This window comes from Falsiroseomonas ponticola, from assembly GCF_016805305.1.
Lineage (GTDB): Bacteria > Pseudomonadota > Alphaproteobacteria > Acetobacterales > Acetobacteraceae > Falsiroseomonas > Falsiroseomonas ponticola.
The window spans coordinates 118,581-143,416 of the sequence record NZ_JAERQN010000013.1 but is presented as its reverse complement, the minus strand read 5'-3'; the positions used below and the strand labels follow the sequence as shown (position 1 = coordinate 143,416).

The 24,836-nt window shown below is 73.1% G+C and carries 22 protein-coding genes and 1 tRNA gene; 16 read left to right on the top strand and 7 right to left on the bottom strand.

The genetic code is table 11. The features are described 5' to 3' along the window. Positions 1 to 20 precede the first annotated feature (20 nt). Positions 21 to 533, top strand: coding sequence for a translation initiation factor IF-3 (gene infC, locus JJI54_RS28010; protein ID WP_226382180.1), 513 nt, complete (start codon positions 21 to 23; stop codon positions 531 to 533). A gap of 80 nt (positions 534 to 613) precedes the next feature. On the opposite strand, the gene JJI54_RS28005 is transcribed toward infC, so the two are convergent. After that, positions 614 to 2,110 (bottom strand): tripartite tricarboxylate transporter permease, encoded by a 1,497-nt coding sequence (locus JJI54_RS28005; RefSeq protein WP_203076723.1) that lies wholly within the window; start codon positions 2,108 to 2,110, stop codon positions 614 to 616. A 13-nt stretch (positions 2,111 to 2,123) separates the two neighbouring features. Further along, positions 2,124 to 2,408: a hypothetical protein gene (locus tag JJI54_RS28000; RefSeq protein ID WP_203076722.1), complete on the bottom strand. Its 285-nt coding sequence runs from the start codon at positions 2,406 to 2,408 to the stop codon at positions 2,124 to 2,126. Positions 2,409 to 2,724: 316 nt separating this feature from the next. Between JJI54_RS28000 and ffh the strand changes: the two genes are divergently transcribed. The 15 genes from ffh (at position 2,725) to JJI54_RS27925 (ending at position 15,375) form a co-directional block, all read left to right on the top strand. Then, positions 2,725 to 4,110, top strand: a complete 1,386-nt coding sequence (gene ffh / locus JJI54_RS27995; RefSeq protein ID WP_203076721.1) for a signal recognition particle protein — start codon at positions 2,725 to 2,727, stop codon at positions 4,108 to 4,110. Between the two features lie 23 nt (positions 4,111 to 4,133). Beyond that, the gene (gene rpsP / locus JJI54_RS27990) at positions 4,134 to 4,463 is read left to right on the top strand and encodes a 30S ribosomal protein S16 (RefSeq protein ID WP_203076720.1); all 330 of its coding nucleotides are present in this window, start codon (positions 4,134 to 4,136) and stop codon (positions 4,461 to 4,463) included. 24 nt (positions 4,464 to 4,487) lie between these two features. Continuing rightward, positions 4,488 to 5,012 carry a ribosome maturation factor RimM gene (gene rimM, locus JJI54_RS27985; RefSeq protein ID WP_203076719.1) on the top strand — a complete coding sequence of 175 codons (525 nt, stop codon included), beginning with the start codon at positions 4,488 to 4,490 and terminating at the stop codon, positions 5,010 to 5,012. Next, positions 5,009 to 5,767, top strand: a complete 759-nt coding sequence (gene trmD, locus JJI54_RS27980) for a tRNA (guanosine(37)-N1)-methyltransferase TrmD (protein ID WP_164694125.1) — start codon at positions 5,009 to 5,011, stop codon at positions 5,765 to 5,767. Before rimM ends, trmD begins: the two co-directional genes overlap by 4 nt. Before the next feature lie 27 nt (positions 5,768 to 5,794). Then, positions 5,795 to 6,175, top strand: a complete 381-nt coding sequence (rplS, locus tag JJI54_RS27975) for a 50S ribosomal protein L19 (RefSeq protein WP_203076718.1) — start codon at positions 5,795 to 5,797, stop codon at positions 6,173 to 6,175. A gap of 66 nt (positions 6,176 to 6,241) precedes the next feature. Next, positions 6,242 to 7,672, top strand: coding sequence for a 3-isopropylmalate dehydratase large subunit (leuC, locus tag JJI54_RS27970; RefSeq protein WP_203076717.1), 1,431 nt, complete (start codon positions 6,242 to 6,244; stop codon positions 7,670 to 7,672). 1 nt (position 7,673) lies between these two features. Continuing rightward, positions 7,674 to 8,294 carry a 3-isopropylmalate dehydratase small subunit gene (gene leuD / locus JJI54_RS27965; RefSeq protein WP_203076716.1) on the top strand — a complete coding sequence of 207 codons (621 nt, stop codon included), beginning with the start codon at positions 7,674 to 7,676 and terminating at the stop codon, positions 8,292 to 8,294. A 57-nt stretch (positions 8,295 to 8,351) separates the two neighbouring features. Further along, positions 8,352 to 9,464, top strand: coding sequence for a 3-isopropylmalate dehydrogenase (gene leuB / locus JJI54_RS27960; RefSeq protein WP_203076715.1), 1,113 nt, complete (start codon positions 8,352 to 8,354; stop codon positions 9,462 to 9,464). A gap of 68 nt (positions 9,465 to 9,532) precedes the next feature. Further along, positions 9,533 to 9,609, top strand: a tRNA-Arg gene (locus JJI54_RS27955). A gap of 164 nt (positions 9,610 to 9,773) precedes the next feature. After that, positions 9,774 to 11,135 carry a cytochrome P450 gene (locus tag JJI54_RS27950; protein ID WP_203076714.1) on the top strand — a complete coding sequence of 454 codons (1,362 nt, stop codon included), beginning with the start codon at positions 9,774 to 9,776 and terminating at the stop codon, positions 11,133 to 11,135. Then, a complete protein-coding gene (locus JJI54_RS27945; protein ID WP_203076713.1) occupies positions 11,132 to 11,701 on the top strand; it encodes a hypothetical protein in 570 nt (189 codons plus the stop codon). Before JJI54_RS27950 ends, JJI54_RS27945 begins: the two co-directional genes overlap by 4 nt. After that, positions 11,698 to 12,714 carry an efflux RND transporter periplasmic adaptor subunit gene (locus tag JJI54_RS27940; RefSeq protein WP_203076712.1) on the top strand — a complete coding sequence of 339 codons (1,017 nt, stop codon included), beginning with the start codon at positions 11,698 to 11,700 and terminating at the stop codon, positions 12,712 to 12,714. The genes JJI54_RS27945 and JJI54_RS27940 overlap by 4 nt, the downstream gene beginning before the upstream one ends. Then, complete coding sequence (locus JJI54_RS27935; RefSeq protein WP_203076711.1) at positions 12,714 to 13,898, top strand: FtsX-like permease family protein; 1,185 nt, start codon at positions 12,714 to 12,716, stop codon at positions 13,896 to 13,898. The genes JJI54_RS27940 and JJI54_RS27935 overlap by 1 nt, the downstream gene beginning before the upstream one ends. Further along, complete coding sequence (locus JJI54_RS27930) at positions 13,895 to 14,575, top strand: ABC transporter ATP-binding protein (RefSeq protein WP_203076710.1); 681 nt, start codon at positions 13,895 to 13,897, stop codon at positions 14,573 to 14,575. Before JJI54_RS27935 ends, JJI54_RS27930 begins: the two co-directional genes overlap by 4 nt. Further along, a complete protein-coding gene (locus tag JJI54_RS27925) occupies positions 14,572 to 15,375 on the top strand; it encodes a 2-oxo acid dehydrogenase subunit E2 (RefSeq protein ID WP_203076709.1) in 804 nt (267 codons plus the stop codon). The genes JJI54_RS27930 and JJI54_RS27925 overlap by 4 nt, the downstream gene beginning before the upstream one ends. Before the next feature lie 22 nt (positions 15,376 to 15,397). Here JJI54_RS27925 and JJI54_RS27920 read toward each other — a convergent pair whose 3' ends face one another. The 5 genes from JJI54_RS27920 to glgA form a co-directional block, all read right to left on the bottom strand. Continuing rightward, a complete protein-coding gene (locus JJI54_RS27920) occupies positions 15,398 to 16,087 on the bottom strand; it encodes a sulfotransferase family protein (protein WP_203076708.1) in 690 nt (229 codons plus the stop codon). Further along, positions 16,084 to 18,072, bottom strand: coding sequence for a hypothetical protein (locus JJI54_RS27915; protein WP_203076707.1), 1,989 nt, complete (start codon positions 18,070 to 18,072; stop codon positions 16,084 to 16,086). The genes JJI54_RS27920 and JJI54_RS27915 overlap by 4 nt, the downstream gene beginning before the upstream one ends. 75 nt (positions 18,073 to 18,147) lie before the next feature. Next, positions 18,148 to 19,248, bottom strand: coding sequence for an alpha-hydroxy acid oxidase (locus JJI54_RS27910; RefSeq protein WP_203076706.1), 1,101 nt, complete (start codon positions 19,246 to 19,248; stop codon positions 18,148 to 18,150). Positions 19,249 to 19,305: 57 nt separating this feature from the next. Beyond that, a complete protein-coding gene (gene glgX / locus JJI54_RS27905; RefSeq protein ID WP_203076705.1) occupies positions 19,306 to 23,319 on the bottom strand; it encodes a glycogen debranching protein GlgX in 4,014 nt (1,337 codons plus the stop codon). After that, positions 23,309 to 24,751: a glycogen synthase GlgA gene (glgA, locus tag JJI54_RS27900; RefSeq protein WP_203076704.1), complete on the bottom strand. Its 1,443-nt coding sequence runs from the start codon at positions 24,749 to 24,751 to the stop codon at positions 23,309 to 23,311. Before glgA ends, glgX begins: the two co-directional genes overlap by 11 nt. Positions 24,752 to 24,836: the final 85 nt, after the last annotated feature.

The following is a 24,836-nucleotide window of genomic DNA, read 5'->3' as shown; positions in this document are numbered from 1 at the left end:
GTGGTCCGATGCCCGCCCAGATGCCGACGAGAGACGGCCCGCGGGTCAATGAGGAGATCCGAGTCCCCCAGGTCCGCCTGATCGACCAGGATGGGGAGATGATCGGCGTGATGTCGGCGCGCGAGGCGCTGCTGCGCGCCTATGACGTGGGCCTCGACCTGCTCGAGATCAGCCCGAACGCCATTCCGCCGGTCTGCAAGATCCTCGACTACGGCAAGTACAAGTACGAGCAGCAGAAGAAGGCCAACGAGGCGCGCAAGCGCCAGAAGGTCGTCGAGCTGAAGGAGATCAAGGTCCGTCCGAATATCGACGACCACGACTATGGCGTGAAGATGCGCCAGATGAAGGACTTCATCGGCGAGGGTGACAAGGTGAAGGTCACGCTCCGCTTCCGCGGCCGCGAGATGGCGCACCAGGACCTTGGCCTGAAGGTGCTGGACCGGATCCGGACGGAGCTGGCGGAAACCACCAAGGTGGAGCAGATGCCGCGGCTCGAGAACCGGCAGATGATCATGGTGCTGGCGCCGAAGTAACCGGCCGCCGGCAACGGAGACGGGGCAAGGCCCGCGCCAGGAATGGCGCGGGCCTTGCCGTTTGTGGGGGGCGGCCCCGGTCAGTCCGCCTCCATCGCCTGTTCCTTGCTCTTCCGCAGGGTCGGCAGCAGCATCATCCCGAGCGCCACCGCCGCCAGCACCAGCAGGGTCGCGCTGATCGGGCGCTCGAAGAACACCGTCGCGTCGCCCCGGCTCAGCAGCATGGCGCGGCGCAGATGCTCCTCCATCATCGGGCCCAGCACGAAGCCCAGCAGCAGCGGCGCCGGCTCCATCTTCAGCTTGTTGAAGAGGTAGCCGATGCCACCGAAGGCGGCCATCAGGTAGATGTCGAAGACGTTGTTGTTGAGGCTGTAGGAGCCGATGCAGCAGAAGATCAGGATGCCCACGTAGAGGAAGCGGTAGGGCACCCGCAGCAGCATCACCCACAGCCCGATCAGCGGAAGGTTGATGACCAGCAGCATCAGATTGCCGACCCACATGGAGGCGATGAGCCCCCAGAAGAGCTCCGGCTGCGCCTCCACCATCCGCGGGCCCGGCTGGATGCCCTGGATGATCAGCGCCCCCGTCATCAGCGCCATGACGGCGTTGGAGGGGATGCCGAGCGTCAGCAGCGGGATGAAGCTGGATTGCGCGCCGGCATTGTTGGCGGATTCCGGCCCGGCCAGGCCCTCGATGGCGCCATGGCCGAACTTCTCCGGCCGCCGGCTGATGCGCCGTTCCAGCATGTAGGAGCCGAAGGCGGAGAGCGATGCGCCGCCGCCCGGCAGGATGCCGAGGATGGTGCCGAGCACGGTACCGCGCACCGCCGCCGGTGCCGCGTAGCGCCATTCCTCCCGCGTCAGCCACAGCTTGCCATGCTTGGCGACGATGCCCTTGCGGATCTCCGGATTCTCCAGGTTCACCATGACTTCGGCGATGCCGAAGAGGCCCATGGCGAGGACGACGAAGTTGATGCCGTCCGAGAGTTCCGGCACGCCGAAGGTGAAGCGCTGCTGGCCGGTCTGCACATCCGTGCCCACCAGGCCCAGCGTCAGCCCCAGGATCACCATGCCGATCGCCTTGATGATCCCCCCCTGCGCCAGGATGCAGGAGACGATGAGGCCGAGCAGCATCAGCGCGAAATAGTCGGGCGGGCCGAAGGAGAGCGCGACGGAGGTCAGCAGCGGGCCGGAGGCCGCGACCACCACCGTGGCGACGGTGCCGGCGAAGAAGGATCCCATGGCCGCGGTGGCCAGCGCCGCGCCCGCCCTTCCTTGCTGGGCCATCTGGTAGCCCTCGATCGCCGTGACGACGCTCGATATCTCGCCGGGCAGATTCAGCAGGATGGCGGTGGTGGAGCCGCCATATTGCGACCCGTAGTAGATGCCGGACAGCATGATGATGGCCGTCGTCGCATCCAGCCCGAAGGTGAGTGGCAGGAGGAGGGAGATGGTGGCCGTCGGGCCGAGCCCCGGCAGCACGCCGATCGCCGTGCCGATCATGGCGCCCAGGAAGGCGAAGGCCAGGTTCTGGAGCGTGAGCGCGACGCTGAAGCCGAGGATGAGGTTGTCGAGCATGGCGGCGCGGTTCCTAGAGGATCAGCCAGGCGAGGCAGGCGAGGCCGCCGGCGATGACGGCGCCGGCAAGGGGCGGCAGGCGGTAGCCCGCGGCCGCGTGCAGCAGCGGCACGGCGAGGCCGAGGCCGAGCCCCGGCCCCAGCAGGTCGATCGCCAGCACGCTGAGCGCGAGGGCGCCGAAGAGCAGGGGCGCGCGGCATTCCGCGGCGATGCCGGGGGTGCGGAGCAGGGCGAGCAGGCGGCGGGGGGTGAGCGGTTCCTGGACCGGGCGCGGGGGCCAGGGGGGGTGTCTCGGCATGCGGTTTTCCTTCCCGGAGGCCTGCGGTGTCGGCCGAACCGGCAGGGATGTCAGATGACGGGATCGGGAAATCGCGGGAAATTCAAACGGTTAAGCGCAATAATCGCGCGGGCGCCTCGAACCGCCGGCGGGCGGGGTCCCGCGCGGTGCTTGACCCTGGGGCGGATCGCGCCTAATGGCGCCCTCCGGTCCGCCCTGGACCCTGTCGGTCGCCCCGCCTGATGCGGGTCGGCTCCGTCGCTCCGCGAAGGCTCGCGCAGCGGCGCGATTTCGTTTGGGGCGGTCTCAACGGTTTGGCAAGGAAGTTCCCGCCGCGATGTTCGAGGCGCTGGGCAACAGGCTGACAGGGGTTTTCGACAAGCTGCGCCGCCGCGGCGCGCTGACCGATGCCGATGTCCAGGACGCGCTGCGGGAAGTGCGCGTCGCGCTGCTGGAAGCCGATGTCGCCCTGCCGGTGGTGAAGGACCTGGTGACCCGCGTGCGCGAACGCGCCGTGGGGCAGGAAGTCATCCGCTCCGTCTCCCCGGCCCAGCAGGTCATCAAGATCGTCAACGACGCGCTGGTCGAGGCGCTGGGCGGCGGCGAAGGCGATGACGGCAAGCGGGGCCTGGACCTGAACGCGCCGTCCCCGATCCCGATCCTGATGGTGGGCCTCCAGGGCTCGGGCAAGACCACCACCTCCGGCAAGATCGCGCTGCGGCTGCGGACGCGGGAGCGGAAGAAGGTCCTGCTGGCGTCGCTCGACGTGCATCGCCCGGCCGCGCAGCTGCAGCTCCAGACCCTGGCCGACCAGGCGGAGGTGACGGGCCTGCCCATCATCCCCGGCCAGACGCCGCGCCAGATCGCCGAGCGTGCGATGGATGTCGGGCGGCGGGAGCTGTTCGACGTCGTCATCCTCGACACCGCCGGGCGGCTGGCGATCGATGAGGCGCTGATGGCGGAAGTCGCGGACGTGAAGGCGTTCGTGAAGCCGCATGAGACGCTGCTCGTCGTCGATGCGATGACCGGCCAGGATGCGGTGAACACCGCCAAGGCCTTCCAGGAGAAGGTCGGCGTCTCCGGCATCGTCATGACGCGCGTCGATGGCGATGCGCGCGGCGGCGCGGCGCTGTCCATGCGCGCCGTCACCGGCGCGCCGATCAAGCTGCTCGGCGCCGGCGAGAAGCTGGACGCGCTGGAGGATTTCCATCCGGATCGCATCGCCAACCGCATCCTCGGCATGGGCGACATCGTCTCCCTCGTCGAACGGGCGGCGGAGACGATCGACCAGGCGGAAGCCGAGAAGCTCGCGAAGAAGATGCAGAAGGGGTCCTTCGACCTCGAGGACTACGCATCGCAGATCAAGCAGATCGGCAAGATGGGCTCGCTCTCCGGCATCCTCGGGATGTTGCCGGGCGTGGGCAAGATCAAGTCGCAGATCGAGAACGCCAACCTCGACCAGACCATGCTGAAGCGCCAGGCCGCGATCATCAGCTCGATGACGCCGAAGGAGCGACGCAACCCGGACCTGCTGAAGGCGTCCCGCAAGCGGCGCATCGCCGCCGGTTCCGGCACCACGGTGCAGGATGTGAACCGCCTGCTGAAGCAGTTCGACGAGATGTCCGCGATGATGAAGCGGATGAACAAGCTCGGCCAGAAGGGGCTGATGCGTGGGGGCCTGGGTGCCCTCATGCCGGGCCTCGGCAACCGACGACCTTTCTAGACGATCAGGAGAAGGTAACCCTCATGGGTCTCAAGATTCGCCTCGCCCGCGCGGGCGCCAAGAAGCGCCCCTACTACCACATCGTGGTGGCGGACAGCCGCAGCCCGCGCGACGGCCGCTTCATCGAGAAGCTGGGCAGCTACAACCCGATGCTGCCGTCGGACCATGCCGACCGCGTGCGCCTCTCCGCCGAGCGCATCACCTACTGGAAGTCCGTCGGCGCCCTGCCGACGGAGCGCGTGGCGAAGTTCCTGGGCCATGCCGGCCTGGCGCCGATGCCCGTGTACAACGAGCAGCCGAAGCAGTCCGCGCCGAAGAAGAAGGCGCAGGAACGCGCCGCGGCCGGCGGCTGAACGACGCCATAGGTCGATCGGGCGATGCGGGTGCAGCGCGTGCTGGTGGGGGAGATCGGGCGGCCGCATGGCGTGCGGGGGCTCGTGCGCCTGCATGCCTTCACGGCCGATCCGCGCGCCATCGGCAGCTACGGCCCGCTGACCGATGCCTCCGGCGCCAAGGCCTTCCGCGTCACGCCGCTGCCTGACGGGCTCGGCCGGATCGAAGGCGTCGCGGATCGCGATGCCGCGGCCCGGCTGACCGGCACGAAGCTCTATGTGGAGCGCAGCCAGCTGCCGCCCCCCGCCGACCCGGACGAGTTCTACCTGAGCGACCTCGAGGGCCTGGCGGCCGTCGCGGAAGACGGGGCGGCGATCGGCACGGTGCGGCTGGTGGAGGACCATGGCGGCGGCCCCTTCCTGATCATCGACGGCGCGGCGGGCGAGATCCTGCTGCCCTTCACCAAGGCCTGCGTGCCGGTGGTGGATGTGGCGGGCGGGCGGATCACCGTGGTGCCGCCGACGGAGGTGCTGGTACGGCCCGAGGGCGGGGAGGGCGCGGCGGCATGAGCTGGCGCGCCACCATCCTGACGCTGTTCCCGGACATGTTCCCGGGCCCGCTCGGCCTGTCGCTGGCGGGGCGCGCGCTCCGCGAGGGGCGCTGGGCGATCGAGGCGCTGGATATCCGCAGCTTCGCGACGGATCGCCACCGCACCGTGGACGACACGCCCTTCGGCGGCGGCGCGGGCATGGTGATGCGCCCGGATGTGCTGGACCTCGCCTGCGAGGCCGCGACCAGCCGCAACCCCGGCGCGCCCCTGGTCTATCTGACGCCCCGCGGGCGCCGGCTGGACCAGGCGCTGGTGCGGGACCTTGCGGCGGGGCCGGGCGTGACCGTGCTCTGTGGCCGCTACGAAGGCGTCGACCAGCGCGTCATCGAGGCGCGTCAGATGGTCGAAGTCTCGGCCGGCGATTTCGTGCTCTCCGGCGGCGAACCCGCCGCGCTGCTGATGCTCGATGCCTGCATCCGGCTGCTGCCGGGCGTGATGGGCGCCGCGGCATCCGCGGAGGAGGAGAGCCACGGCGCCGAGGGGCTGCTGGAATACCCCCACTACACGCGGCCCGCCGAATGGCAGGGCCGCAAGGTGCCGGAGGTGCTGCTCTCCGGCCACCATGCGGAGGTCGCGCGCTGGCGGCGCGCGGAAGCGGAAGCGGCGACGCGGACGCGGCGGCCCGACCTCTGGGAACGCTATCAGACGCGCGCAGGCGCGGAACCCAAACAGGCAAAGGCGGGGCGGCTGGACGGCCACCCGGCCGCCGCCTAATTGCTTCAGACGGAAGGAACCACCCCGATGAACCTGCTTCAGCAGTTCGAGGCCGCCCAGCAGGCGAAGCTCTCGGCCACCCGCGAGACCCCGGACTTCGCCGCGGGCGACACGCTCCGCGTCATGGTGAAGGTCGTGGAAGGCGAGCGCATCCGCACCCAGGCCTATGAGGGCGTCTGCATCGCCCGCAGCAACCGCGGCCTGAACAGCAACTTCACGGTCCGCAAGCTGTCCTACGGCGAGGGCGTGGAGCGCGTCTTCCCGCTGTACAGCCCGAACGTGGCGGAGATCGTCGTGGTGCGCCGCGGCAAGGTGCGGCGCGCGAAGCTGTATTACCTGCGCGGCCGGACCGGCAAGTCCGCCCGCATCGAGGAGCGGGCACGGGCCAAGGTCGAAGCCACCGCCTGAGCCTACGCCTTACCGAACGCCCCGGCCCGCCAGGCCGGGGCGCTTTTGTCTTGGGGGAAATCGGGAATGTCGGCCACGAAGCCGCGTACGCTGTTCGACAAGATCTGGGATGCGCATGTCGTCGAGACGCTGCCCGACGGCACGGCGGTGCTCTACATCGACAAGCACCTCACGCATGAGGTGACGAGCCCGCAGGCCTTCGAAGGCCTCCGGCTTGCCGGCCGCAAGGTGCGGCGCCCGGATGCGACGCTCGCGGTGGTGGACCACAACATCGCGACCGATGCCAGCCGCTACGGCACCATCGAGGATCCCGAGAGCCGCACGCAGGTCGAGACGCTGGAAGCCAACGTCAAGGCCTTCGGCGTCCCCTACATCCCGCTGACCGACAAGCGCCAGGGCATCGTCCACGTCATCGGGCCGGAGCTCGGCCTTTCGCTCCCCGGCATGACGATCGTCTGCGGCGACAGCCACACCTCGACGCATGGCGCCCTCGGCGCGCTGGCCTTCGGCATCGGCACGTCGGAGGTCGAGCACGTGCTCGCCACCCAGACGCTGCTGCAGAAGCCCGCGAAGAACATGCGCGTGACGGTCGATGGCACGCTGCCCGCGGGCTGCACGGCCAAGGACATCGTGCTGGCCATCATCGGCAAGATCGGCACCGCCGGCGGCACGGGCCATGTCATCGAATTCGCGGGCGAGGCGATCCGCGCGCTCGACATGGCCGGCCGCATGACGGTCTGCAACATGTCGATCGAGGCCGGCGCCCGCGCCGGCATGGTGGCGCCGGACCAGACGACCTTCGACTACGTGAAGGGCCGCCCCTTCGCGCCGAAGGGCGAGGCCTATGACCGTGCCGTCGCCTGGTGGAAGACGCTGCCCTCCGACGAGGGTGCGGTCTTCGACAAGGAAGTCGTGCTGAACGCCGCCGACATCATCCCGCAGATGACCTGGGGCACGAGCCCCGAGGACGTGCTGCCGGTGACGGGCAGCGTGCCGAACCCGGCCGACTATGCCGATGAGGCGCGCCGCGCGCAGGTGCAGCGGATGATCGACTACATGGGCCTGACGCCGGGCCAGAAGCTGACCGACCTCAAGGTCGATGTCGTCTTCGTGGGATCCTGCACCAACAGCCGGATCGAGGACATCCGCGCCGCCGCCGCCATCGCCAAGGGCCGCAAGGTCGCGTCCCATGTCCGCGCCCTCGTCGTGCCGGGCTCCGGCCTGGTCAAGGAAGCGGCGGAAGCGGAAGGGCTCGACAAGGTGCTGCTGGAAGCCGGCTTCGAGTGGCGCGAGGCCGGCTGCTCCATGTGCCTCGGCATGAACCCGGACAAGCTGAAGCCCGGCCAGCGTAGCGCCAGCACCAGCAACCGCAACTTCGAAGGCCGCCAGGGCCCCGGCGGGCGCACCCACCTCGTCTCCCCCGCCATGGCGGCGGCGGCGGCGATCGCGGGGCATTTCGTCGATGTGCGCGACTTCGCGAAGCAGGAGGGCGTGTGACATGAAGGCCTTCACCACGCTGACGGGCATCGCCGCGCCCATGCCGATGGCGAATGTCGATACCGACAAGATCATCCCCGGCCGCTTCCTCAAGACCATCCAGCGGACGGGCCTCGGCAAGCACCTCTTCGCCAATATGCGCTACGAGGATGACGGGGCGGAGAAGCCGGACTTCGTGCTGAACCAGGAGCCCTACCGCAAGGCCGAGATCCTCGTGGCCTACGAGAATTTCGGCTGCGGCTCGTCCCGCGAGCATGCGCCCTGGGCGCTGCTGGATTTCGGCATCCGCTGCGTCATCGCGCCGGACTTCGCGGACATCTTCCACAACAACAGCTTCAAGAACGGCGTGCTGCCGGTGAAGCTGCCGCGGGAGATCTGCGAACAGCTGATGGAGGATGCGCGGCTCGGCCCGAATTCCCGCATCACCGTCGATCTGGAACGCCAGGTGGTGGTGCGCCCGAACGGGGAGGAGATCCCCTTCACCATCGACCCCTTCCGCCGCCACCTGCTGCTGAACGGGCTCGACGATATCGGGCAGACCATGCAGCACGCGCCCAGCATCGATGGGTTCGAGGCGAAGCAGCGCGCCGCCCAGCCCTGGCTCTACGACGCCAAGGTCTGACCACCCGGCGGGGGCCGAGGCCCCCGCATCTCCACTGCCGCCAGGACCACCGCATCCATGCCCGCCAACAAGAAGCTCCTCATCCTGCCCGGCGACGGGATCGGCCCCGAGGTGATGCGCGAAGTGCGCCGCATCATCGACTGGATGGATCGCCGCCGCGCCGTGACCTTCGAGGTGAAGGAGGGCGTCGTCGGCGGCGCCGCGCTGGACGCCACCGGCAGCCCCTGCCCGGATGAGACGGTGGCCGCCGCCGCCGAGGCCGATGCCGTGCTGTTCGGCTCCGTCGGCGGGCCGAAGTGGGACAGCCTGCCCTTCGACCAGCGGCCGGAACTCGGCATCCTGCGGCTGCGCAAGGACCTTGGCCTCTTCGCCAATCTCCGCCCCGCCGTGGTGCTCGACCCGCTCGCCGATGCCTCCGCGCTGCGGCCGGAACTGGTGCGCGGCCTCGACATCATGATCGTGCGGGAGACGACGGGCGGCATCTATTTCGGCGAGCCCCGCGGCATCCATGTGAACGAGCAGGGCAAGCGCGTCGGCATCGACACGGAAGTCTATTCCGAGGACGAGATCGCCCGCGTCGCGCGCGTGGCCTTCGACATCGCCCGCAAGCGCAGCCGCAAGCTGACCAGCGTGGAGAAGGCCAACGTCATGCAGTCCGGCCGCCTCTGGCGCGCCGTCGTCGGGGAGGTCGGCAAGGCCGAGTATCCGGATGTCGAGCTGCAGCACATGTACGCCGACAATTGCGCGATGCAGCTGGCCAGCCGCCCGAAGCAGTTCGACGTCATCCTCGGCGGCAACCTCTTCGGCGACGTGCTGTCGGACCTGGCGGCGGCGCTGACGGGCTCGCTCGGCATGCTGCCCTCCGCCACGCTCGGCGCGCTGCAGCCCTCCGGCAAGCGGCATGCGCTGTATGAGCCGATCCATGGCAGCGCGCCCGACATCGCGGGCAAGGGTGTCGCCAATCCCTGCGCGCAGATCCTGTCCTTCGCCATGCTGCTGCGCCTGTCCTTCGGCATGGACGAGGATGCGAAGCTGATCGAGACGGCGGTGGAGAAGGTGCTGGCGGGCGGGCTGCGCACGGCCGACATCATGTCCCCCGGCCGCGCGCGCGTCGGCACCACCGTGATGGGCGAGGCCGTGCTGCGGGAGCTGGAAAAGCTCTCGGCGTAAAATTGGTGACGCGGGGTTGGCGGAGGGGTTGCGCCCCCCCGCCGACCCCGCTAAATCGCCCCCCGTGCGGACCCGTAGCTCAATTGGATAGAGCACCAGACTACGGATCTGGGGGTTAGGAGTTCGAATCTCTTCGGGTCCGCCATCCGATTACTTGGAAACGCCGGTTTCCACGCCACGCAGAAGGCCGGGTCATCACTGACCCGGCCTTCTGCGCTTCACGCCGCCCGCGCGGCCAGCCCCTCCCCGCAATCTCGCCGGCCGGTTGTGCTATGCTGCAACCGGCGTTTGAGGCATTTTGCCGCCGACATGACCATCGCCGGCAGCCAGCCAGCCCCTCCCGCCGCCCTGCCCGATGTTCCCGCCCTGGAAGGTGGCGGTCCGCTCGGCCATCTGCGCGCCATGGCGGCCGCGCCGCACAGCTTCCCCGCCGCGGCGCTGCAGGCGCATGGCGGCATCGTCGGCATCCGCCTCGGCCCGCGCCGCATCGTCGCCATCGGCCGCCCCGACCTGGCGAGGGAGGTGCTGGTGACGCGCGCGGACCGCTACCCGCGCGGCCGCATCAACCGCAACCTCGGCGCCGTGATCGGCGAGGGGCTGCTGGCGACGGAGGGTGACCTCTGGCGCGCCCGCCGGCGCCGGATGCAGCCCTCCTTCCGCGCGGACCGCCTCGGCGATCTCGCTGCGACCACGGCGGCGGTGATGGCGGAGACGATGGACCGCTGGGCCGGCGATCCCATCGATGCCGGGCAGGAAGCCGGGCGCATCGCCATCGGCGTCATCGGCGGCGTCCTGCTCTCCCGCCGGATCGGGGAGGGGGAGGGCGCGGCCTTCGTCGCCGCGGTGCAGGATTGCCTGGCGCAGCTCATGCGCCGGAACTGGTCCTTCATCCGCTGGCCGCTCTGGGTGCCGGTGCCCGTCAACCGCGCCGTCAACGCCACGCGCCGCACGCTGGAGGCCTTCCTGGGGCGGGAGCTTGACCGCCGGCTCGCCGCGCCCGATGCCCAGCCGGACGACCTGCTGGCCGCGCTGATCCGCGGCCGGCCGGATGACGCGCCGCTGCCGCGCCAGGCCCTGCTGGATGAGCTGAAGACGCTGTTCGCCGCGGGGTTCGAGACGACGGCGACGGCCCTGACCTGGCTGATGCACCTGCTGGCCCGCCACCCCGGCGTGGCGCAGGCGCTGCGGGACGAAGCCCTGCCGGTGCTGGGCGACCGCGCCCCCACGCCCGCCGACCTGCCGCGCCTGCCCTATGCCGCGGCGGTGGTGGAGGAGGCGATGCGGCTCTACCCGCCGGTCTACAACATGGGCCGGGACTGCGCGGCGGATGATGACCTCGGCGGCTTCCGCATCCGCGCCGGCACCACCGTGCTCGTCTCCATCTTCGCCATCCATCGCAGCCCCGCGCTGTGGGAGGCGCCGGAGGACTTCCGGCCGGACCGGTTCCTCGGCGCCGGCGCGGCCGCGCGGCGCAACCTGCTGCCCTATGCCTGGGGGCGGCACCAATGCATCGGCAACCACTTCGCCGACCTGGAACTGGTGGTGGCGATGCTGGCCCTCGTCCGGCGCTGGCGGCTGGAGCCGGTGGAGGAAGCGCCCATCGGCCTGCGCGGCCGCACCACCCTGGCGCCGGACCGTCCCCTCATGCTGCGCCCGGTGCCGCTGGCATGAGGATCCTGCCGCCCCCGCTGGCCGGGTTCGAGGTGCTGGACACCGCCGACCCCGCCGCCGTGCTGGCCTATGAACAGGCCTTCTACCGCGCCTTCGAACCCATCCGCCCGGCCGTGCTGCTGCGGCGCCTCTGGGAATGGGATGACGCGGCGGGGCGCATCGCGGCGCCGGTGCCCTATGCGGACCAGGTGGTCTATGTGCTGCGGGATGCCGGCGGCGCCGTCCGGCGCGGCCTGGCGGTGAACCTGGCGCTGCGCACCGTGCAGGCCGCCCGCTTCGGCTTCGCCGTGCCGCGCGGGCCCGGGATCGGGGAGATGCTGACCTTCTTCTCCGATGGCCCGCATGACCTGCGCGGCGCGCTGCGCTTCCGCCGCGCCTGCTACGCGGATCTGCGCGCGCGCGGGCTGCGCCACGGCTACGGCACCGCCCGCCGCCGCCCGCTGCCCGCCTATGGCCGCTTCGGGACGGAGGTGATCGAGGAACGCCGGATCGAGGGCGAGGCCCGCTTCCTGCTGCGCTTCGACCTGGCGGCCGATTTCTCCCGCGGGCAGGAGGGCGGGGGATGAGGCGCCGCCTCTGGCTCCCGGGCCTCCTCCTGCTCGCGGTGCCGGCGCTGCTGCTGCTGCCGCACCCGGACGGGCCCGCGCCCGCGGCGCAATCCCCGGCCGCCGCCACCGCGCTGGTGGCCCGCGGGCGGATCGAGCCCGAGGGGCGCGTCATCGCGCTCCATGGCCCCTATCGCGGCGTGCTGGGCCGCGTGCTGGTGGAGGAGGGGCAGGCGGTCGCGGCCGGGCAGGTGGTGGCGCTGCTGGATACCCATGCGGTGGCGGAAGCCCAGGCCGAGGCCGCGCGCGCCCGCCTGGCCCTGGCGCAGGCCGAGGAAGCGCAGGCCAGCGCCCCCGCCAAGGCCGGCCTGATCCTGGCCCAGCGCGCCCTGGTGCGGGCGCGGGAGGCGGAGCTGACGCTGGCGCGGCAGGAACACGCCCGCATCGCGACGCTCCGCGCCACCAGCATCGCCGCCCAGGCCACGCTGGAACAGCGCCAGGCGGAGCTGGAACGGGCCGAGGCCGCGCTGCGCCAGGCGGAAGCCGAGCTGCGCGCCCTGAGCGAGGTGCGGGAGGAGGATCGCCGCGCCGCCGCCGCCCGCACCGCCGTCAGCCGCGCCGCGGTGGCGGAGGCCGAGGCCGAGCTGGCCCGCACCACCATCCGCGCGCCCTTCGCCGGCACGGTGCTGGCGCTGCTGCGGCGGGGCGGGGAGAGCATCGGGGATGAGGGCATCCTGCAGATGGCCGCCCTCGACCGCCTGGTGGTGGTGGCGGAGGTGGAGGAGGCGGATGCCCCCCGCGTCGCCCCCGGCCAACCCGCCCGCCTGTCCGGCCGCGTGCTGGCGGCGCCGGTGGAGGGAAGGGTGGAGGTGGTGGGCCGGCTCGTCATGCGCCAGCGCCGCACCAGCTCCGACGTGCTGGTCGGGCGGGATGCCCGGATCGTGGAGGTGACGATCCGCCCCCTCGGCCCCCTGCCGCCGGTGGTGGGGGCGGAGGTGGAGGTGCGCATCCCCCTGGCCGCGCCGCGCCCGTGATGGCGCTGGCGCGCTTCGCCGTCCTGCTGGCCCTGCGCCAGCTGCGCCACCGCGCGCTCGCCTCCCTCGCCGCGCTGGCGGGCGTGGCGGTCGCGGTGATGCTGATGCTGGTGCAGGTGGGCTTCCGCAACGGGCTCTATGACAGCGCGCTCGCCCTGCCGCGGGCGCTGGCGGCGGACCTCGTGCTGGTCAGCCCGGGCTACCGGGCGCTCACCTTCTCGCCCCCCTGGTTCCCGCGCGCGGCGCTGCGCGATGCGGCGGGGGTGCCGGGCGTGGCGGAGGCCGCGATCCTCTACGCCTATAGCGGCCAGATCCGCAGCCCGGAGACGGGCGGCAACCTCTCCGCCTGGCTGCTCGGCATCGATCCCGCCGCCCGCGTGCTGGACCTGCCGGCGGTGGTGGCGGCGCAGCGCGCGCTGTCCGTCCCCGACACCGCGCTGATCGACCGGCTGTCGCGCCAGGAATTCGGCGCCGTCATCGCGCAGGTGGCGCAGGACGGGCTGGCGCGCCTGCCGGTCTATGCGCCGGCCGCGGACCTGGCGCCGGTGCTCTCGGTGCGCGGGCTCTTCACCCTCGGCCCCTCCTTCACCATCGACGGCACCCTGCTGATGAGCGACCTGACGCTGCACGCCACGCTCGGCGTGCCGCTGGACCGCGTCTCGATCGGGTTGCTGCGGCTGGAACCGGGCGCCGGGGCGCAGGCGATGGCGGCCGCCATCGCCGCGCGGATCGAAGGCCGCGCGCGGGTGCTGACGCGGGCCGACTACCTGGCGGAGGAACGGCACTTCTACGCCAGCCGCACGCCGATCGGCGTGATCTTCAATGTCGGGCTGCTGGTCGGCATCGCGGTCGGCATCGTCTTCATCCTGCAGGTGCTGAACGGCCTGGTGGATGCGAATCTGCCCGAATACGCGGTGCTGCTGGCGCAGGGCTATCCGCCGGCCTTCCTGGCGGCGGTGGTGGCGCAGGCGGCCATCGCCATCGCGCTGGTCACCTGGCTGCCGGCGCTGGCCCTGGCGCTGGCCGTCACCGGCGTGGCGGCGGAGGTCACGCGCCTGCCGATCGGCGTGCATGGCGCCGACATGGCGATGGTGCTGGGGCTGAGCCTCGCCATGGCGGCCGTCGCGGCGGGGCTGGCGACGCTGCGGCTGCGGCGCGCGGACCCGCTGGAGCTGTTCGGATGACCGCCCTGCTGGCCGGGCTCCGCGATGTCGGCCACGGCTTCGGCAGCGGGGCGCGGCGCCGCGTCGTGCTGCGGGGCGTCACGCTCGACCTGCGGGCCGGGGATTTCGTCGCGCTCACCGGTCCCTCCGGGTCGGGCAAGACCACGCTGCTGACCCTGCTGGGCGCGCTGCGGGTGCCGGAGGAAGGCGATCTCCGCCTGCTCGGCCAGGATGTGCGGGGGCTGGAGGGGCGGGCGCTCGGCGCGCTGCGCCGGCGCATCGGCTTCGTCTTCCAGCGCCACCACCTGCTGCGGTCGCTGAGCGTGGTGGAAAATGTGGAGGCCGCGCTGCATGGCCAGCCCGGCGCCGAGCCCGCGCGGGACCGCGCGGCGGCGCTGGCGATGCTGGAGGCGGTCGGCCTCGGCGGCCGTGGCGGGGAGGCGACCGCGCGGCTGTCCGGCGGCGAACAGCAGCGCGTCGCGGTGGCGCGCGCGCTGGTGCGGCGGCCGGCGCTGGTGCTGGCGGATGAACCCACCGCCTCGCTCGATGGCCGCAGCGGGCGCGCCGTGGTGGCGCTGCTGGCGGCGCTGACGAGCGGCCAGGATTGCGCGGTGGTGATGGCGACGCATGACGAACGCTGCCTCGACCTGGCGACGCGGCGGCTGCACATGGAGGATGGGGTGCTGAAGCAGCCATGACGACGATCCCCGACTACACGGAACGCCCCTGGCCGCCGCTGCGCGACCTCATCCTCGGCATGCTGTCGCTGCACCGGCCGATGACCTTCCACGGCATGATCGAGGCCGATGTCACCCGCATCATGGACGGGCTGGCCAGGCTGCGCCGGGCGGACCGGCAGGCGGTGTCGCTGCACGCCGTGCTGGTGGAGGCGGTGGCCGTGGCGGCGGCGCTGAACCCGGCGGTGCTGACCTTCCGCCACGGCAGGAAGCTGGTGACCTTCCGCGACGCCGATGTGGCGACGGTGGTGGACCGCAAGCAGCCCGATGGCACGCGCCTGCCCATGGGCCTGACCATCCGCGCCGCGCAATCGAAGGACGTGATGGCGATCCATGAGGAGCTGCGCGCCGCGCTGAAGGGCGACCTGACGCGGACGGCGGAGGTGCAGCGCCGCCGCCGCCTGCTGCGCCTGCCGAAGCCGCTGCGCGCGCTCGTCTTCCGCCGCATCGCCGCCGATCCGCATTTCCTGCGCCGCGTGCAAGGCACGATCGGGCTGACCAGCCTGCAGCGGCCGGGGCTCGATTTCCGCATGGTCGCCTTCCCGCCCAACCCCTTCACCGTCTCCGTCGCGGTGGGCGGGATCGAGACGCGCCCGGCGGTGGCGGGCGGCGCGCCGCGGCGCGTGCTCTCGCTCGGCGGCGCGATGGACCATGCGGTGATCGATGGCGCGGCGCTCGCCCGCTTCTGCATCACCCTGCAGCAGCGCCTGGCGGATGCGGAGGGGCTGCGCGGGCTGGTGGAGGCGGCGGAGCCCGGGTGATGCCGGCGGTGCCGGCCGCGGGTCAGCCCGGCGCGCCCGGGTGGCGCATCAGCCCGCCATGGCGGATCGCCACATGCTCGAACAGGGCGCGGTCCTCCCGCGTCACCTCCAGCAGGATCTCGCAGGTCTCGCTGTCCAGGGTGATGCGGCCCTGGCCGGTGGTGACGTTCTCCCGCTCCACCGCGCCCGGGGCGACGCCCAGCCAACGATGCAGCGTGGTGGCGACGTCATCGACCCGGGCGGTGGTGCCGACAAGGGCGTAGCACCCCTCCAGGATCGGGATCGCCTCCTTCGCCGATGCCGCGCCGGTCAGCTGGCGGCAGGCCTCCCCGGCCAGGCCATGGGCGGATTCGCGGATGAACTCGGCGAAGCCGCGGTCGCGGAAGACGGCATGCAGCGGGTGGCCGGGCCAGGTCGCCATGTAGTTGAAGGCGGAAAGCAGCCGCGCCACGGGGTCCCGCAGCAGGGTGACGAAGCGGGCATCGGGGCGGGCGCGCTCCAGCGCCTCGTTCACCGTGACATGGCCGCTGACCAGCGCCCGGCCCGCCACCTGCTCCGGCGCCATGGCCAGGAAGGCGGCGTGCTCGGCCTCGTCGCCGATCCGCAGCACGCGATCGGCCGGCAGGGCCCGGGCCAGGGCGGCATGCAGGGCGAAGCCGCCGGTCTTGGGCAGGTGGATGAAGACGAGCTGGGCCGGCACGGGCGCGGTCACGCCTCGGCCTCCCGCCTCGGCCGCGCGAAGGCATAGGCGACCAGGCCGGCACCCAGCAGCCAGAGCACCGCCAGCACATAGGGACGCCAGACCAGGATGGCGGAGCGGGCGGCGGGCGGCCCGGCCGGCGCCGCGGCAGGCGTGGCGGGCGCGGCCGGTGTGGCGGGTGCGGCGGCATAGGCCACGCGCACCTCCGGCACCGGCGCGGCGCTGGACCAGGCCAGCGCGACGCCCTGCCCATCCAGCAGCGCCACGTCGCCGCGTTCCAGCCGCGGCGCGGCGGCGGGCAGGGCCGGCATCAGGGTCGGCAGCCGCAGCCAGAGGCCGGGGTGGTCGCCCTCCGCCGTCACCAGCGCCGCGGCGATCATGCGCTGCACGCCGTCGAGGTCCAGCAGCGGCCGGCCATCCCGGTCCGTCAGCGCCAGCCGCCCGGCATCGAAGCGCAGCACGGGCCGGCTGCCCGCGGGCGGGTCCGCGGTGACGGCGACGAAGGGGCCGGAGGGACGCGGCGGCGCCGCGCCGTCGCGCAGCGAGACGCTGAGCGGCGCCGCCGCCGGCACCAGGCCGCGCAGCAGCCAGAGGATGGGGTTCAGCGCCTCCGCCACCGGGCCGCCCTCCGGCGCGTCCAGGATCACCTCCACCCCGCCGGCGAAGCGGCCGGGCAGGCCGAGGAAATCGCGCGGCGGCGGCGCGGGGGACAGGCGCAGCAGGCTGTCCGGCAGCAGCTGCGCCAGGCCGCCGGCGGCGGGGCGCTGCAGCGTCACCACCAGCCGGTTGTCGAGCCGCAGCAGCGCCGGCGGGATGGGCAGGCTGATCCGCGCCGGCATCTCCGCGCCCAGCGCCGCGCTGCCCAGCATGGTGTCGTTCAGCACCGCCGTCGCCACGCTGCGCCCGCCCGCATCCGGGGTGAGGCTGAAGGCGAGGTCGAGCGCCGCGGGCAGCGCGCCGCCTGGCAGGTCCCGCGCCGCGAATTCCAGCGCCCAGCCCGGCGTGGCGCCTTCCTGCGGCAGCGTCGTGCCCCGGAGGGCGGAGAAGGGCAGGGCGGCCATCGCCGCATCCGGCGCGCGGGCATCCCGCACGCTGAGCGTGCCCGCCGCCGCCGCATCCCGCCACGGCCCGTCCAGCAGCCCCGCCGCCCGTTCCGGCTGCGGCCCGCCCAGCGCCAGCGCCGGCATGCCATCGAGGTCCAGCACCGCCGCGCCGGCGGGGCCGAGCCCCACCACCACCGCCCCGGTGGTCCAGAGGCGCTGGCCCCCCGGCCCGCGTTCGAGCGCCGGCGGCGCGCCGGAGCCGATCCGCACCTCCCGCCCCGAACCGGCCAGCGCGAGCCCGATGCGCAGCGCCGCCGCGGCTTCCGCCACCGGCAGGGGCCCGGGGCGGGTCAGCACCTGCACCTGGCGCGGCATCAGGCGGAACAGGGTCGCGACGGAGGGCGCCATGCCATCCGGCAGCAGCAGGGCCAGGTGGCTGTCCGCCCGCAGCGTCGCCAGCGCGCCGCCCCCCTGGTCCACCAGCCGCAGGCCGAGCCGCAGCGCCGCGCTATCCCGCGCCAGGTCGGCGGCGGGGATGGGCAGGTCGATCGTCAGCCGCGCCTCGCCCTCCGGGAAGGCGCGGCTGGCCAGCACCCGGCCATTCGCCCAGACCTCCACCGCCTGGCGGCCGGCGAAGGGGGCGACGAGGTCGAAGGCGAGGCTCGCGCGCGCCTCCAGCCCCGGAATGTCGCGCGGCATGGCGAAGGCGACCTCTCGCCCGGCGGTGCCGAAGGCGAGGCCCGCCTCCAGCCCCAGCTCATCCAGCCCGATGCGCCGTTCCAGCGGCGCGGGGGCCGGCGCGACGGGGGCGGGCAGGGGCTGCGTGGCCACGGGGGGGCGCGGCGCCGGCCGGGCCGGGCGCTGCTGCGCCTCCGCCGCCAGCGGCAGCAGCAGCAGGGCGGCGATGACCAGGCTGCGACCGGCGGCGGGGGCAGTGGGGCGATGGGGTCGCACGGATCCTCGGGGCAGGTCGCGGGGAGGCGATGGCGCGGGCGGACTATCCCACCCGCCCGGCGGCGCCGGCAAGGCTCAGTAGCCCCGATGCGGCTCCGCCAGCAGCGGGAAGGCGGAATGCACATGCGGCACCACCAGCGGCGCCACCGGATGCAGCATGCTGCGGTCGGCGGCGGCGAAGCTGGTGGCGCCCAGCAGGCCGAGGCAGGTCTGCACCTCGTCCTCCAGCAGTTCCAGCACGCGGCGCACGCCATCCTGCCCCGCGGCCGCCAGGCCGTAGCAGTAGAGGCGCCCGATGCCCACCAGCTCCGCGCCCAGGATGATGGCCTTCACCAGGTCCGTCCCCCGGCTGATGCCGCCATCCATCCAGACCCGCGCGCGGCCGGAAACGGCCTCCACGACTTCCGGCAGGACGGCCAGCGATCCGCGGCCATGGTCCAGCTGCCGCCCGCCATGGTTGGAGACATAGACGACGTCGATCCCGTGCTCGACCGCCATCGTCGCATCCTCCGCCGTGCCGATCCCCTTCAGGATCAGCGTCACGCCGGGATGCGCCGCGCGGACGCGGGCGATATCGGCCCAGGACAGCGCGGCCTGATGGTTCATCCCCTCGCTCCGCGCCCGCCAGTGCTTGACGAAGCGCTTGGCGATGTCGCGTTCGCGGCGGCTGTAATGGGCGGTGTCCACCGTGATGGCGAAGGCATCGTAGCCGGCATCCATCGCGCGCCTGATGTGGCTGTCGATGAAGTCCGGCCCGCCGCGGACATAGAGCTGGAAGATCTTGGGCCCGTCCGGATTGGCGGCGGCCGAACCCTCCAGCCCCGGCTCCGTCACGCTGCTGACGATGATCGGCACGCCGAAGGCCGAGGCCGCCCGCCCCGCCGTCGCCGCGCCCCCCGGATCGAAGCTGTCGAGCGAGCCGACGGGGGCGAGGGCCACCGGCAGCCGGATGCGCCGCCTGCCGAGGAAATCGCCGGAGCAATCGACCGTGCTGACATCCCGCAGCACGCGCGGCCGGAAGGCCCAGGCATCCAGCGAGGCGCGGTTGCGCTGCAGCGTCGTCTCGGTCTCGGTCGCGCCGACCAGGTAGTCCCAGATATTGGCGTTGAGCCGCAGCTTCGCGGCCTTCACCAGCTCATGCAGCGTCTGGAAGCGTTCCTGACCCTCGGCCGACATCCCGCGCATCTCCCCCCAATCGGTGCGGCGCAGTCTGCAACGGGGGTAGGGCGCGGCCTAGACGGGGCGCACGCCGCGCAGGGTTGCAAGGATCGCCTGCGCGCGCGGCAGCGCGGCCAGGCCGGCAACGGGCATGGGCAGGCGGCGGCGCCAGTTGAGCCTTTCGCGATCCGTGCCGGGCAGGTTCACCGCGATGGTCTCCCCCGCCAGGTCCTCCGCCTGCACGAGCATGAGGGCGGAGGGCGTGCGCGCCACCAGCGCATGGATGGCGGCGGCCAGGGCATCGTCCATGGGCTGGTCGGGGCCGGCGCCCTCCGGCAGCAGCCCTTCCTCGGCCAGCAGGGCGCAGAGCGCGGCGCGGTCGGCGGCGCGGGCCGCCTGCTCCGCCGCCGGATCGGCCAGCAGGCCGAGCGCCTCCCGCTCCTCCAGATCGGCCCCGGTCCAGAAGCCGGCCAGCGTCGCGAGGTCATGCGTCGCGACGCAGGCGGCGGCGCGGGCGGGATAGTGCCGCGGCGGGCGGAAGCGTGCGCCCTCCTTCTCGAACCACAGCACGCGGTAGGAGAGCACATCGGCGGATTGCAGCGCGGGGCCGATGCCTTCCGGCACCGTGCCGAGATCCTCCCCCACCACCAGGCAGCGCGCCCGCATGCTCTCCAGCGCCAGGTGGCCGAGCATGTCGGCGAAGGGATAGGCGAGGTAGGCGCCTTCCGAGCCGCGCGCGCCTTCCGGCACCAGGAACAGGCGCCGCAGGCCGAGCACGTGATCGACGCGCAGCGCCGCGGCGTGGCGCATATTGGCGCGGATCAGCCCGGCGAAGGCGGCGTGCCCGGTCTCCGCGGCATGGCGCGGGTCGGGCGGCGGCAGGGCCCAGACCTGGCCCTCCGCGCTGAAGGGATCGGGCGGCGCGCCGATCGAGAAGCCGGGCAGGAAGCGCCCCTCGCCGGACCAGATCTCGGCGCCATCCGGCGCGGCGCCGACGGCGAGGTCGCGGTAGAGGCCGGCGCCGGCACGCCCGGCCTCGGCCAGTTGCGCGTCGGCCAGGCGCTGGCAGAAGGCGGCGAAGCCCACGGCATCCGCGTGCCGCGCGGCGAAGCCGGCCACGCCGTGGTCATCGCCGTGCCGCAGCCCCTCCGGCCAGCGGCGCGCATCGGTGTGGCCCTGCTGTTCCGCGATGGCGATGTAGGTGCAGAAGCGGGCCAGCGCGCTGCCGGGCTCGGGCGGGGCGTCGCGCGGCCCCCGCTCCCACGCCGCGCGCAGCACGGCGCGCTTGGCGGCCCAGACGGCGGCGTGGTCCACGCTGGCGCCGGCGGCCAGCGCGCCCAGCCGATCGCCCCCCGGCAGGCCCGAGACATCGATGAAGATGGGGTCGAGGAAGCGCCGGTCGCTGGGGTGGTAGGGGCTGGCGCGGCTGCGATCGACCGGCGTCAGCGCATGCGGCGGGCTGAGCCCGAGGAAGGCCGCGCCCTGGTCCCGCGCCACCCGCGCCAGTTCCGCCACCGCGCCGAAATCGCCGATCCCCTGGTCCCTGGCGCCGCGCAGCGCGTAGATCTGGGCCGCGATGCCGAAGCGCGGCCGGTCCAGCAGCGGCGGCAGGAAGCAGCGCGCGGGCACGATGGAGAGGGTGCAGCGCGCCTCCGGCGCGGCTTCGTCGAACAGGATGTGGCGGCCTTCCGGCAGGGGCGGCAGCGCCACCAGCCGGTCCGCCGCCGCGCTGCCATCGGCGCGCGCCAGGCGGCGCGTCTCGCCGGCTTCCGGCGGCACGGCCCAGCGATGCTCGCTGCCATCCTCGCAGGCGATGCGCAGCATCACGGGGCGGCCGGACAGCGCCATCGGCAGGGGCTGGCCCGCGCGCAGCGTGGCGGAGGCCGGCAGCGCCCGCGCGGCCGAGAGCCGCGCCAGGCTGCCCTGCATGGCATCCCGGTTCCCCGCCGGCAGGCCGAGCGCGCCGAGCAGCGCGGTCAGCGTTGCCACCGGCACCTCATGCCGCTCCCCGGAGATGGCATGCCAGACGGGCTCGATCCCCGCCGCGCGGGCGAGGCGCGCCAGCAGCGCGGGGTCATCGGCCGGCGAGCGCGAGAGGGTCGCTTCCTCCGCCAGCAGCAGCACGGATCGCGCGGGCAGCATGGCGGGCAGGGCGGTGGCGTCGGGCGCGCTGCTGTCCGCCAGCAGGCGCCAGGCGCGGCCGGGGCGGGCAAGGGGCAGCACCAGCGGCGTGGCGTCGCCGGCGTTCAGCGCCACCAGGCAGCGATCGCCTTGTGCGTGCAGCACGGCGACCAGCGCGCGGCAATCGTGATCCCCCCAGCGGTCCATCGCGGCGCCATCGGGGCGCAGCCACGCCACATCCCGCACGCCATCCGCATCGGCGCCGCCCGTCAGCGCCGTGCCGTCATGCAGCGCGGGATGGGCGAGGCGCGCCGCCACCAGCCGCCGCGTGAACCCGATCAGGCCCGCATCCGCGCCATCCCAGTCGAACCAGGACAGGGCATTGTCCTGCGCATAGGCGTTGTTGTTGCCGCCCTGGCTGCGCCCGGCCTCATCCCCCATGGAGAGCATCGGCGTGCCGCGCGCCAGCAGCAGCGTCGCCAGCAGCGCCCGCGCATCGGAAGCGCGGCGGGCCGTGATGGCGGGATCGTCGCTCGGCCCTTCCGCGCCGTTGTTCCAGGATTTGTTGTCGTCCGTGCCGTCGCGGTTCTGCTCGCCATTCGCGTGGTTGCGCTTGGCGGTGAAGCTGACGAGGTCGCGCAGCGTGAAGCCATCATGCGCCGTGACGAAGTTGACGCTGTCCGCCAGCGACCGGCCGCGGAAGGCATCGGTGGAGCCCGCCAGCCGCGTGGCCAGCGCGCCAACCATGCCGCCATCGCCGCGCCAGAAGCGCCGCACATCGTCGCGGAAGCGGTCGTTCCATTCGCCCCAGCCCGCGGGGAAGGCGCCCAGGCGATAGCCGTCCCGGCCGATATCCCAGGGCTCCGCGATGATCAGCAGGTCGCGCAGCACCGGGTCCTGGCGCATGGCCTGGAGCAGCGGCGCCTCCGCATCGAAGCCGTGTTCCCGCCGCGCCAGCGTGGTCGCCAGGTCAAGCCGGAAGCCATCCAGCCCCGCCTGGCCGGCCCAGTGCCGCAGCGCATCCATGGCGAGGCGCAGCCCCCAGGGCCGGTCCAGCGCCAGCGCATGGCCGCAGCCGGAATCGTCCACGTAGCGGCGCGGATCATCGCCCCGCAGCCGGTGGAAGGCCGCGTTGCCGAGCCCCTTCAGCGACAGCGTGGGGCCGAGGTGATCGCCTTCCCCGCTGTGGTTCAGCACCACGTCCAGCACCACCGCGATGCCGGCGTCCTGCAGGGCCGCGACCGCCGCGCGCACCTCCGCCATGCCGCCCGGCGCCAGCTTCGGATCGGGCGCCAGCAGCGCCACCGGGTTGTAGCCCCAGTGGTTGGTCAGGCCGAGCGGCGGCAGGTGCCGTTCATCGATCCAGGCGGCCGCCGGCATCACCTCCACGCAGGTCACGCCGAGGCCGCGCAGATGGCCGATGGCGGCGGGATGGGCGAGGCCCGCGAAGGTGCCGCGGATCGCCGCCGGGATGGCGGGATGCGCGGCGGTGAAGCCCTTCACATGCAGCTCGTAGATCACCTGCGGGCCGCGCGGCCCGCGGCGATGGATGGGCGGCAGCGGCGCCGCCAGCACCGCCTTCGGCAGATGCGGCGCGCTGTCCGCGCCGTCCGGCGCCTCCCCCGTGTCGAACAGCGCGGGATTGAGGGCGAAGCGGCGGTCGATCCGCCCCGCCCAGGGATCGACCAGCAGCTTGCGCGGGTTGAAGCGGTGGCCGTGCCAGGGCGCGAAGGGCCCCTCGACGCGCAGCCCGTAGCGCGTGCCCGCGGCCATGCCCGCGACATGGCCGTGATGCACGTCGCCGGTCCGGCCCGGCAGGCGGATACGGGCGATTTCCCTGTCGGCATCGTCGAAGACGCAGACGAACACCGCCTCCGCCCCCGGCGCCGGATACGCGAAATTCGCGCCCGTGCTGTCGAGCGTCGCGCCGAGCGGCTCGTGAAAACCCGCGCTGGCCTCAGCCTGCATCGGCGATGGCGTCGCGGTAGAGCGCGGCGTAGCGCTTCGCCGATCGTGTCCAGGACACATCCGTGGCCAGCGCGTTCTTCTGCAGCCGCGCGAAGACCGCGCGGTCCCGCCACAGCGCGGCCATGCGCCAGACCGCGGCTTCCAGCATCTCCCGCTGCACGGGGGCGAAGTGGATGCCGGTGCCCAAGCCCTGCGCCAGCGCCATCTCGTTCGCGTCCACCACCGTGTCGGACAGCCCGCCGACATGCGCCACCAGCGGCACCGCGCCGTAGCGCAGCGCGCAGAGCTGGGCGAGGCCGCAGGGCTCGAAGCGGCTCGGCACCAGCACGACATCGGCGCCGCCATAGATCAGCCGCGCCAGCCCCTCGTCATAGCCGATCTCGGCGCCGATGCGCCCGGGATGCGCCCAGGCGGCGCCTCGCGCCCCATCCTCGATGCCCCGCTCCCCGGTGCCGAGCAGCGCGAGCTGCGCGCCACAGCCGAGGATGGACGGGATGGCGCCGAGGATGAGGTCCACGCCCTTCTGCCAGGTGAGGCGCCCGACGAAGCCCATCAGCAGCGCCTCCGGGTCTTCCGCAAGCCCGAGGCGCCGCTGCAGCGCCGCCTTGTTCGCCGCGCGCCCCGCCAGCTTCGCGCCGGAGAAATTCGCGGCGAGATGCCGGTCCGTCGCCGGGTCCCATTCCACCGTGTCGATGCCGTTCAGGATGCCGGAGACGGCACCCGCGCGGCCGCGCAGCAGCCCGTCCAGCCCCATCCCCGCCTCCGGCGTGCGGATCTCCGCCGCATAGGTGGGGGAGACGGTGGTGAGGCGGTCCGCGTACCAGAGCCCCGATTTGAGGAAGCCGATGGTGCCGAAATACTCCAGCCCCTCCACCGACAGCGCCTGCGGCGGCAGGCCGAGGCGGGGGAAGAGGTCGAGCGGGAATTTCCCCTGGAAGGCCAGGTTGTGGACGGTGAAGACGGAGGGCACGCGCCTGGCGCCGAAGCGCAGATAGGCCGGCGCCAGCCCCGCCTGCCAGTCATGCGCATGCACCACGTCGAAGGCCAGGCCGCGCACGCCGCCCGTCGCCAGCAGCGATGCCATGGCGCCGAGGGCCGCGAAGCGGATGCCGTTATCCCCCCATTCCCCGCCATCCGGCGCCAGGTAGGGGTTGCCCGTGCGGGCGAAGAGGTGCGGCGCATCGATGGCGATGATGTCGAGCCCGCCGGCCTCCCCCCGCTGCAGCCGCGCCGGGCCGCCGAACAGATCATCGATCCGCCGCAGCGCCCGCCCGCCGCCCAGCGCCGCCATCACGGCGGGATAGCCCGGCAGCAGCGTCGTGACCTTCACGCCCTCCGCCGCCAGCGCCGAAGGCAGCGCGCCGGCGACATCGGCCAGCCCGCCGGTCTTCACCAGCGGCACGCATTCGGAGGCGACGGAGAGAATTTTCATATCATGCCCTCAAACGGCGGGCGCGGCCTCCGGCCGCTTGCCTTCGCCGCATAAGCGGCGGCGGCCATTCGGCCGCTCGGGCGCC

What these genes read in the sequence shown, in the direction of transcription:
- JJI54_RS27930 (WP_203076710.1), top strand. Translation starts at nt 13,895, where the DNA reads ATGACCGCCCTGCTGGCCGGGCTCCGCGATGTCGGCCACGGCTTCGGC.
- glgX (WP_203076705.1), bottom strand. Translation starts at nt 23,319, where the DNA reads ATGCAGGCTGAGGCCAGCGCGGGTTTTCACGAGCCGCTCGGCGCGACG.
- trmD (WP_164694125.1), top strand. Translation starts at nt 5,009, where the DNA reads ATGAGCTGGCGCGCCACCATCCTGACGCTGTTCCCGGACATGTTCCCG.
- rimM (WP_203076719.1), top strand. Translation starts at nt 4,488, where the DNA reads ATGCGGGTGCAGCGCGTGCTGGTGGGGGAGATCGGGCGGCCGCATGGC.
- rpsP (WP_203076720.1), top strand. Translation starts at nt 4,134, where the DNA reads ATGGGTCTCAAGATTCGCCTCGCCCGCGCGGGCGCCAAGAAGCGCCCC.
- JJI54_RS28005 (WP_203076723.1), bottom strand. Translation starts at nt 2,110, where the DNA reads ATGCTCGACAACCTCATCCTCGGCTTCAGCGTCGCGCTCACGCTCCAG.
- rplS (WP_203076718.1), top strand. Translation starts at nt 5,795, where the DNA reads ATGAACCTGCTTCAGCAGTTCGAGGCCGCCCAGCAGGCGAAGCTCTCG.
- leuC (WP_203076717.1), top strand. Translation starts at nt 6,242, where the DNA reads ATGTCGGCCACGAAGCCGCGTACGCTGTTCGACAAGATCTGGGATGCG.
- JJI54_RS27945 (WP_203076713.1), top strand. Translation starts at nt 11,132, where the DNA reads ATGAGGATCCTGCCGCCCCCGCTGGCCGGGTTCGAGGTGCTGGACACC.
- JJI54_RS27940 (WP_203076712.1), top strand. Translation starts at nt 11,698, where the DNA reads ATGAGGCGCCGCCTCTGGCTCCCGGGCCTCCTCCTGCTCGCGGTGCCG.
- ffh (WP_203076721.1), top strand. Translation starts at nt 2,725, where the DNA reads ATGTTCGAGGCGCTGGGCAACAGGCTGACAGGGGTTTTCGACAAGCTG.
- glgA (WP_203076704.1), bottom strand. Translation starts at nt 24,751, where the DNA reads ATGAAAATTCTCTCCGTCGCCTCCGAATGCGTGCCGCTGGTGAAGACC.
- leuD (WP_203076716.1), top strand. Translation starts at nt 7,674, where the DNA reads ATGAAGGCCTTCACCACGCTGACGGGCATCGCCGCGCCCATGCCGATG.
- infC (WP_226382180.1), top strand. Translation starts at nt 21, where the DNA reads ATGCCGACGAGAGACGGCCCGCGGGTCAATGAGGAGATCCGAGTCCCC.
- JJI54_RS28000 (WP_203076722.1), bottom strand. Translation starts at nt 2,408, where the DNA reads ATGCCGAGACACCCCCCCTGGCCCCCGCGCCCGGTCCAGGAACCGCTC.
- leuB (WP_203076715.1), top strand. Translation starts at nt 8,352, where the DNA reads ATGCCCGCCAACAAGAAGCTCCTCATCCTGCCCGGCGACGGGATCGGC.
- JJI54_RS27925 (WP_203076709.1), top strand. Translation starts at nt 14,572, where the DNA reads ATGACGACGATCCCCGACTACACGGAACGCCCCTGGCCGCCGCTGCGC.
- JJI54_RS27935 (WP_203076711.1), top strand. Translation starts at nt 12,714, where the DNA reads ATGGCGCTGGCGCGCTTCGCCGTCCTGCTGGCCCTGCGCCAGCTGCGC.
- JJI54_RS27910 (WP_203076706.1), bottom strand. Translation starts at nt 19,248, where the DNA reads ATGTCGGCCGAGGGTCAGGAACGCTTCCAGACGCTGCATGAGCTGGTG.
- JJI54_RS27950 (WP_203076714.1), top strand. Translation starts at nt 9,774, where the DNA reads ATGACCATCGCCGGCAGCCAGCCAGCCCCTCCCGCCGCCCTGCCCGAT.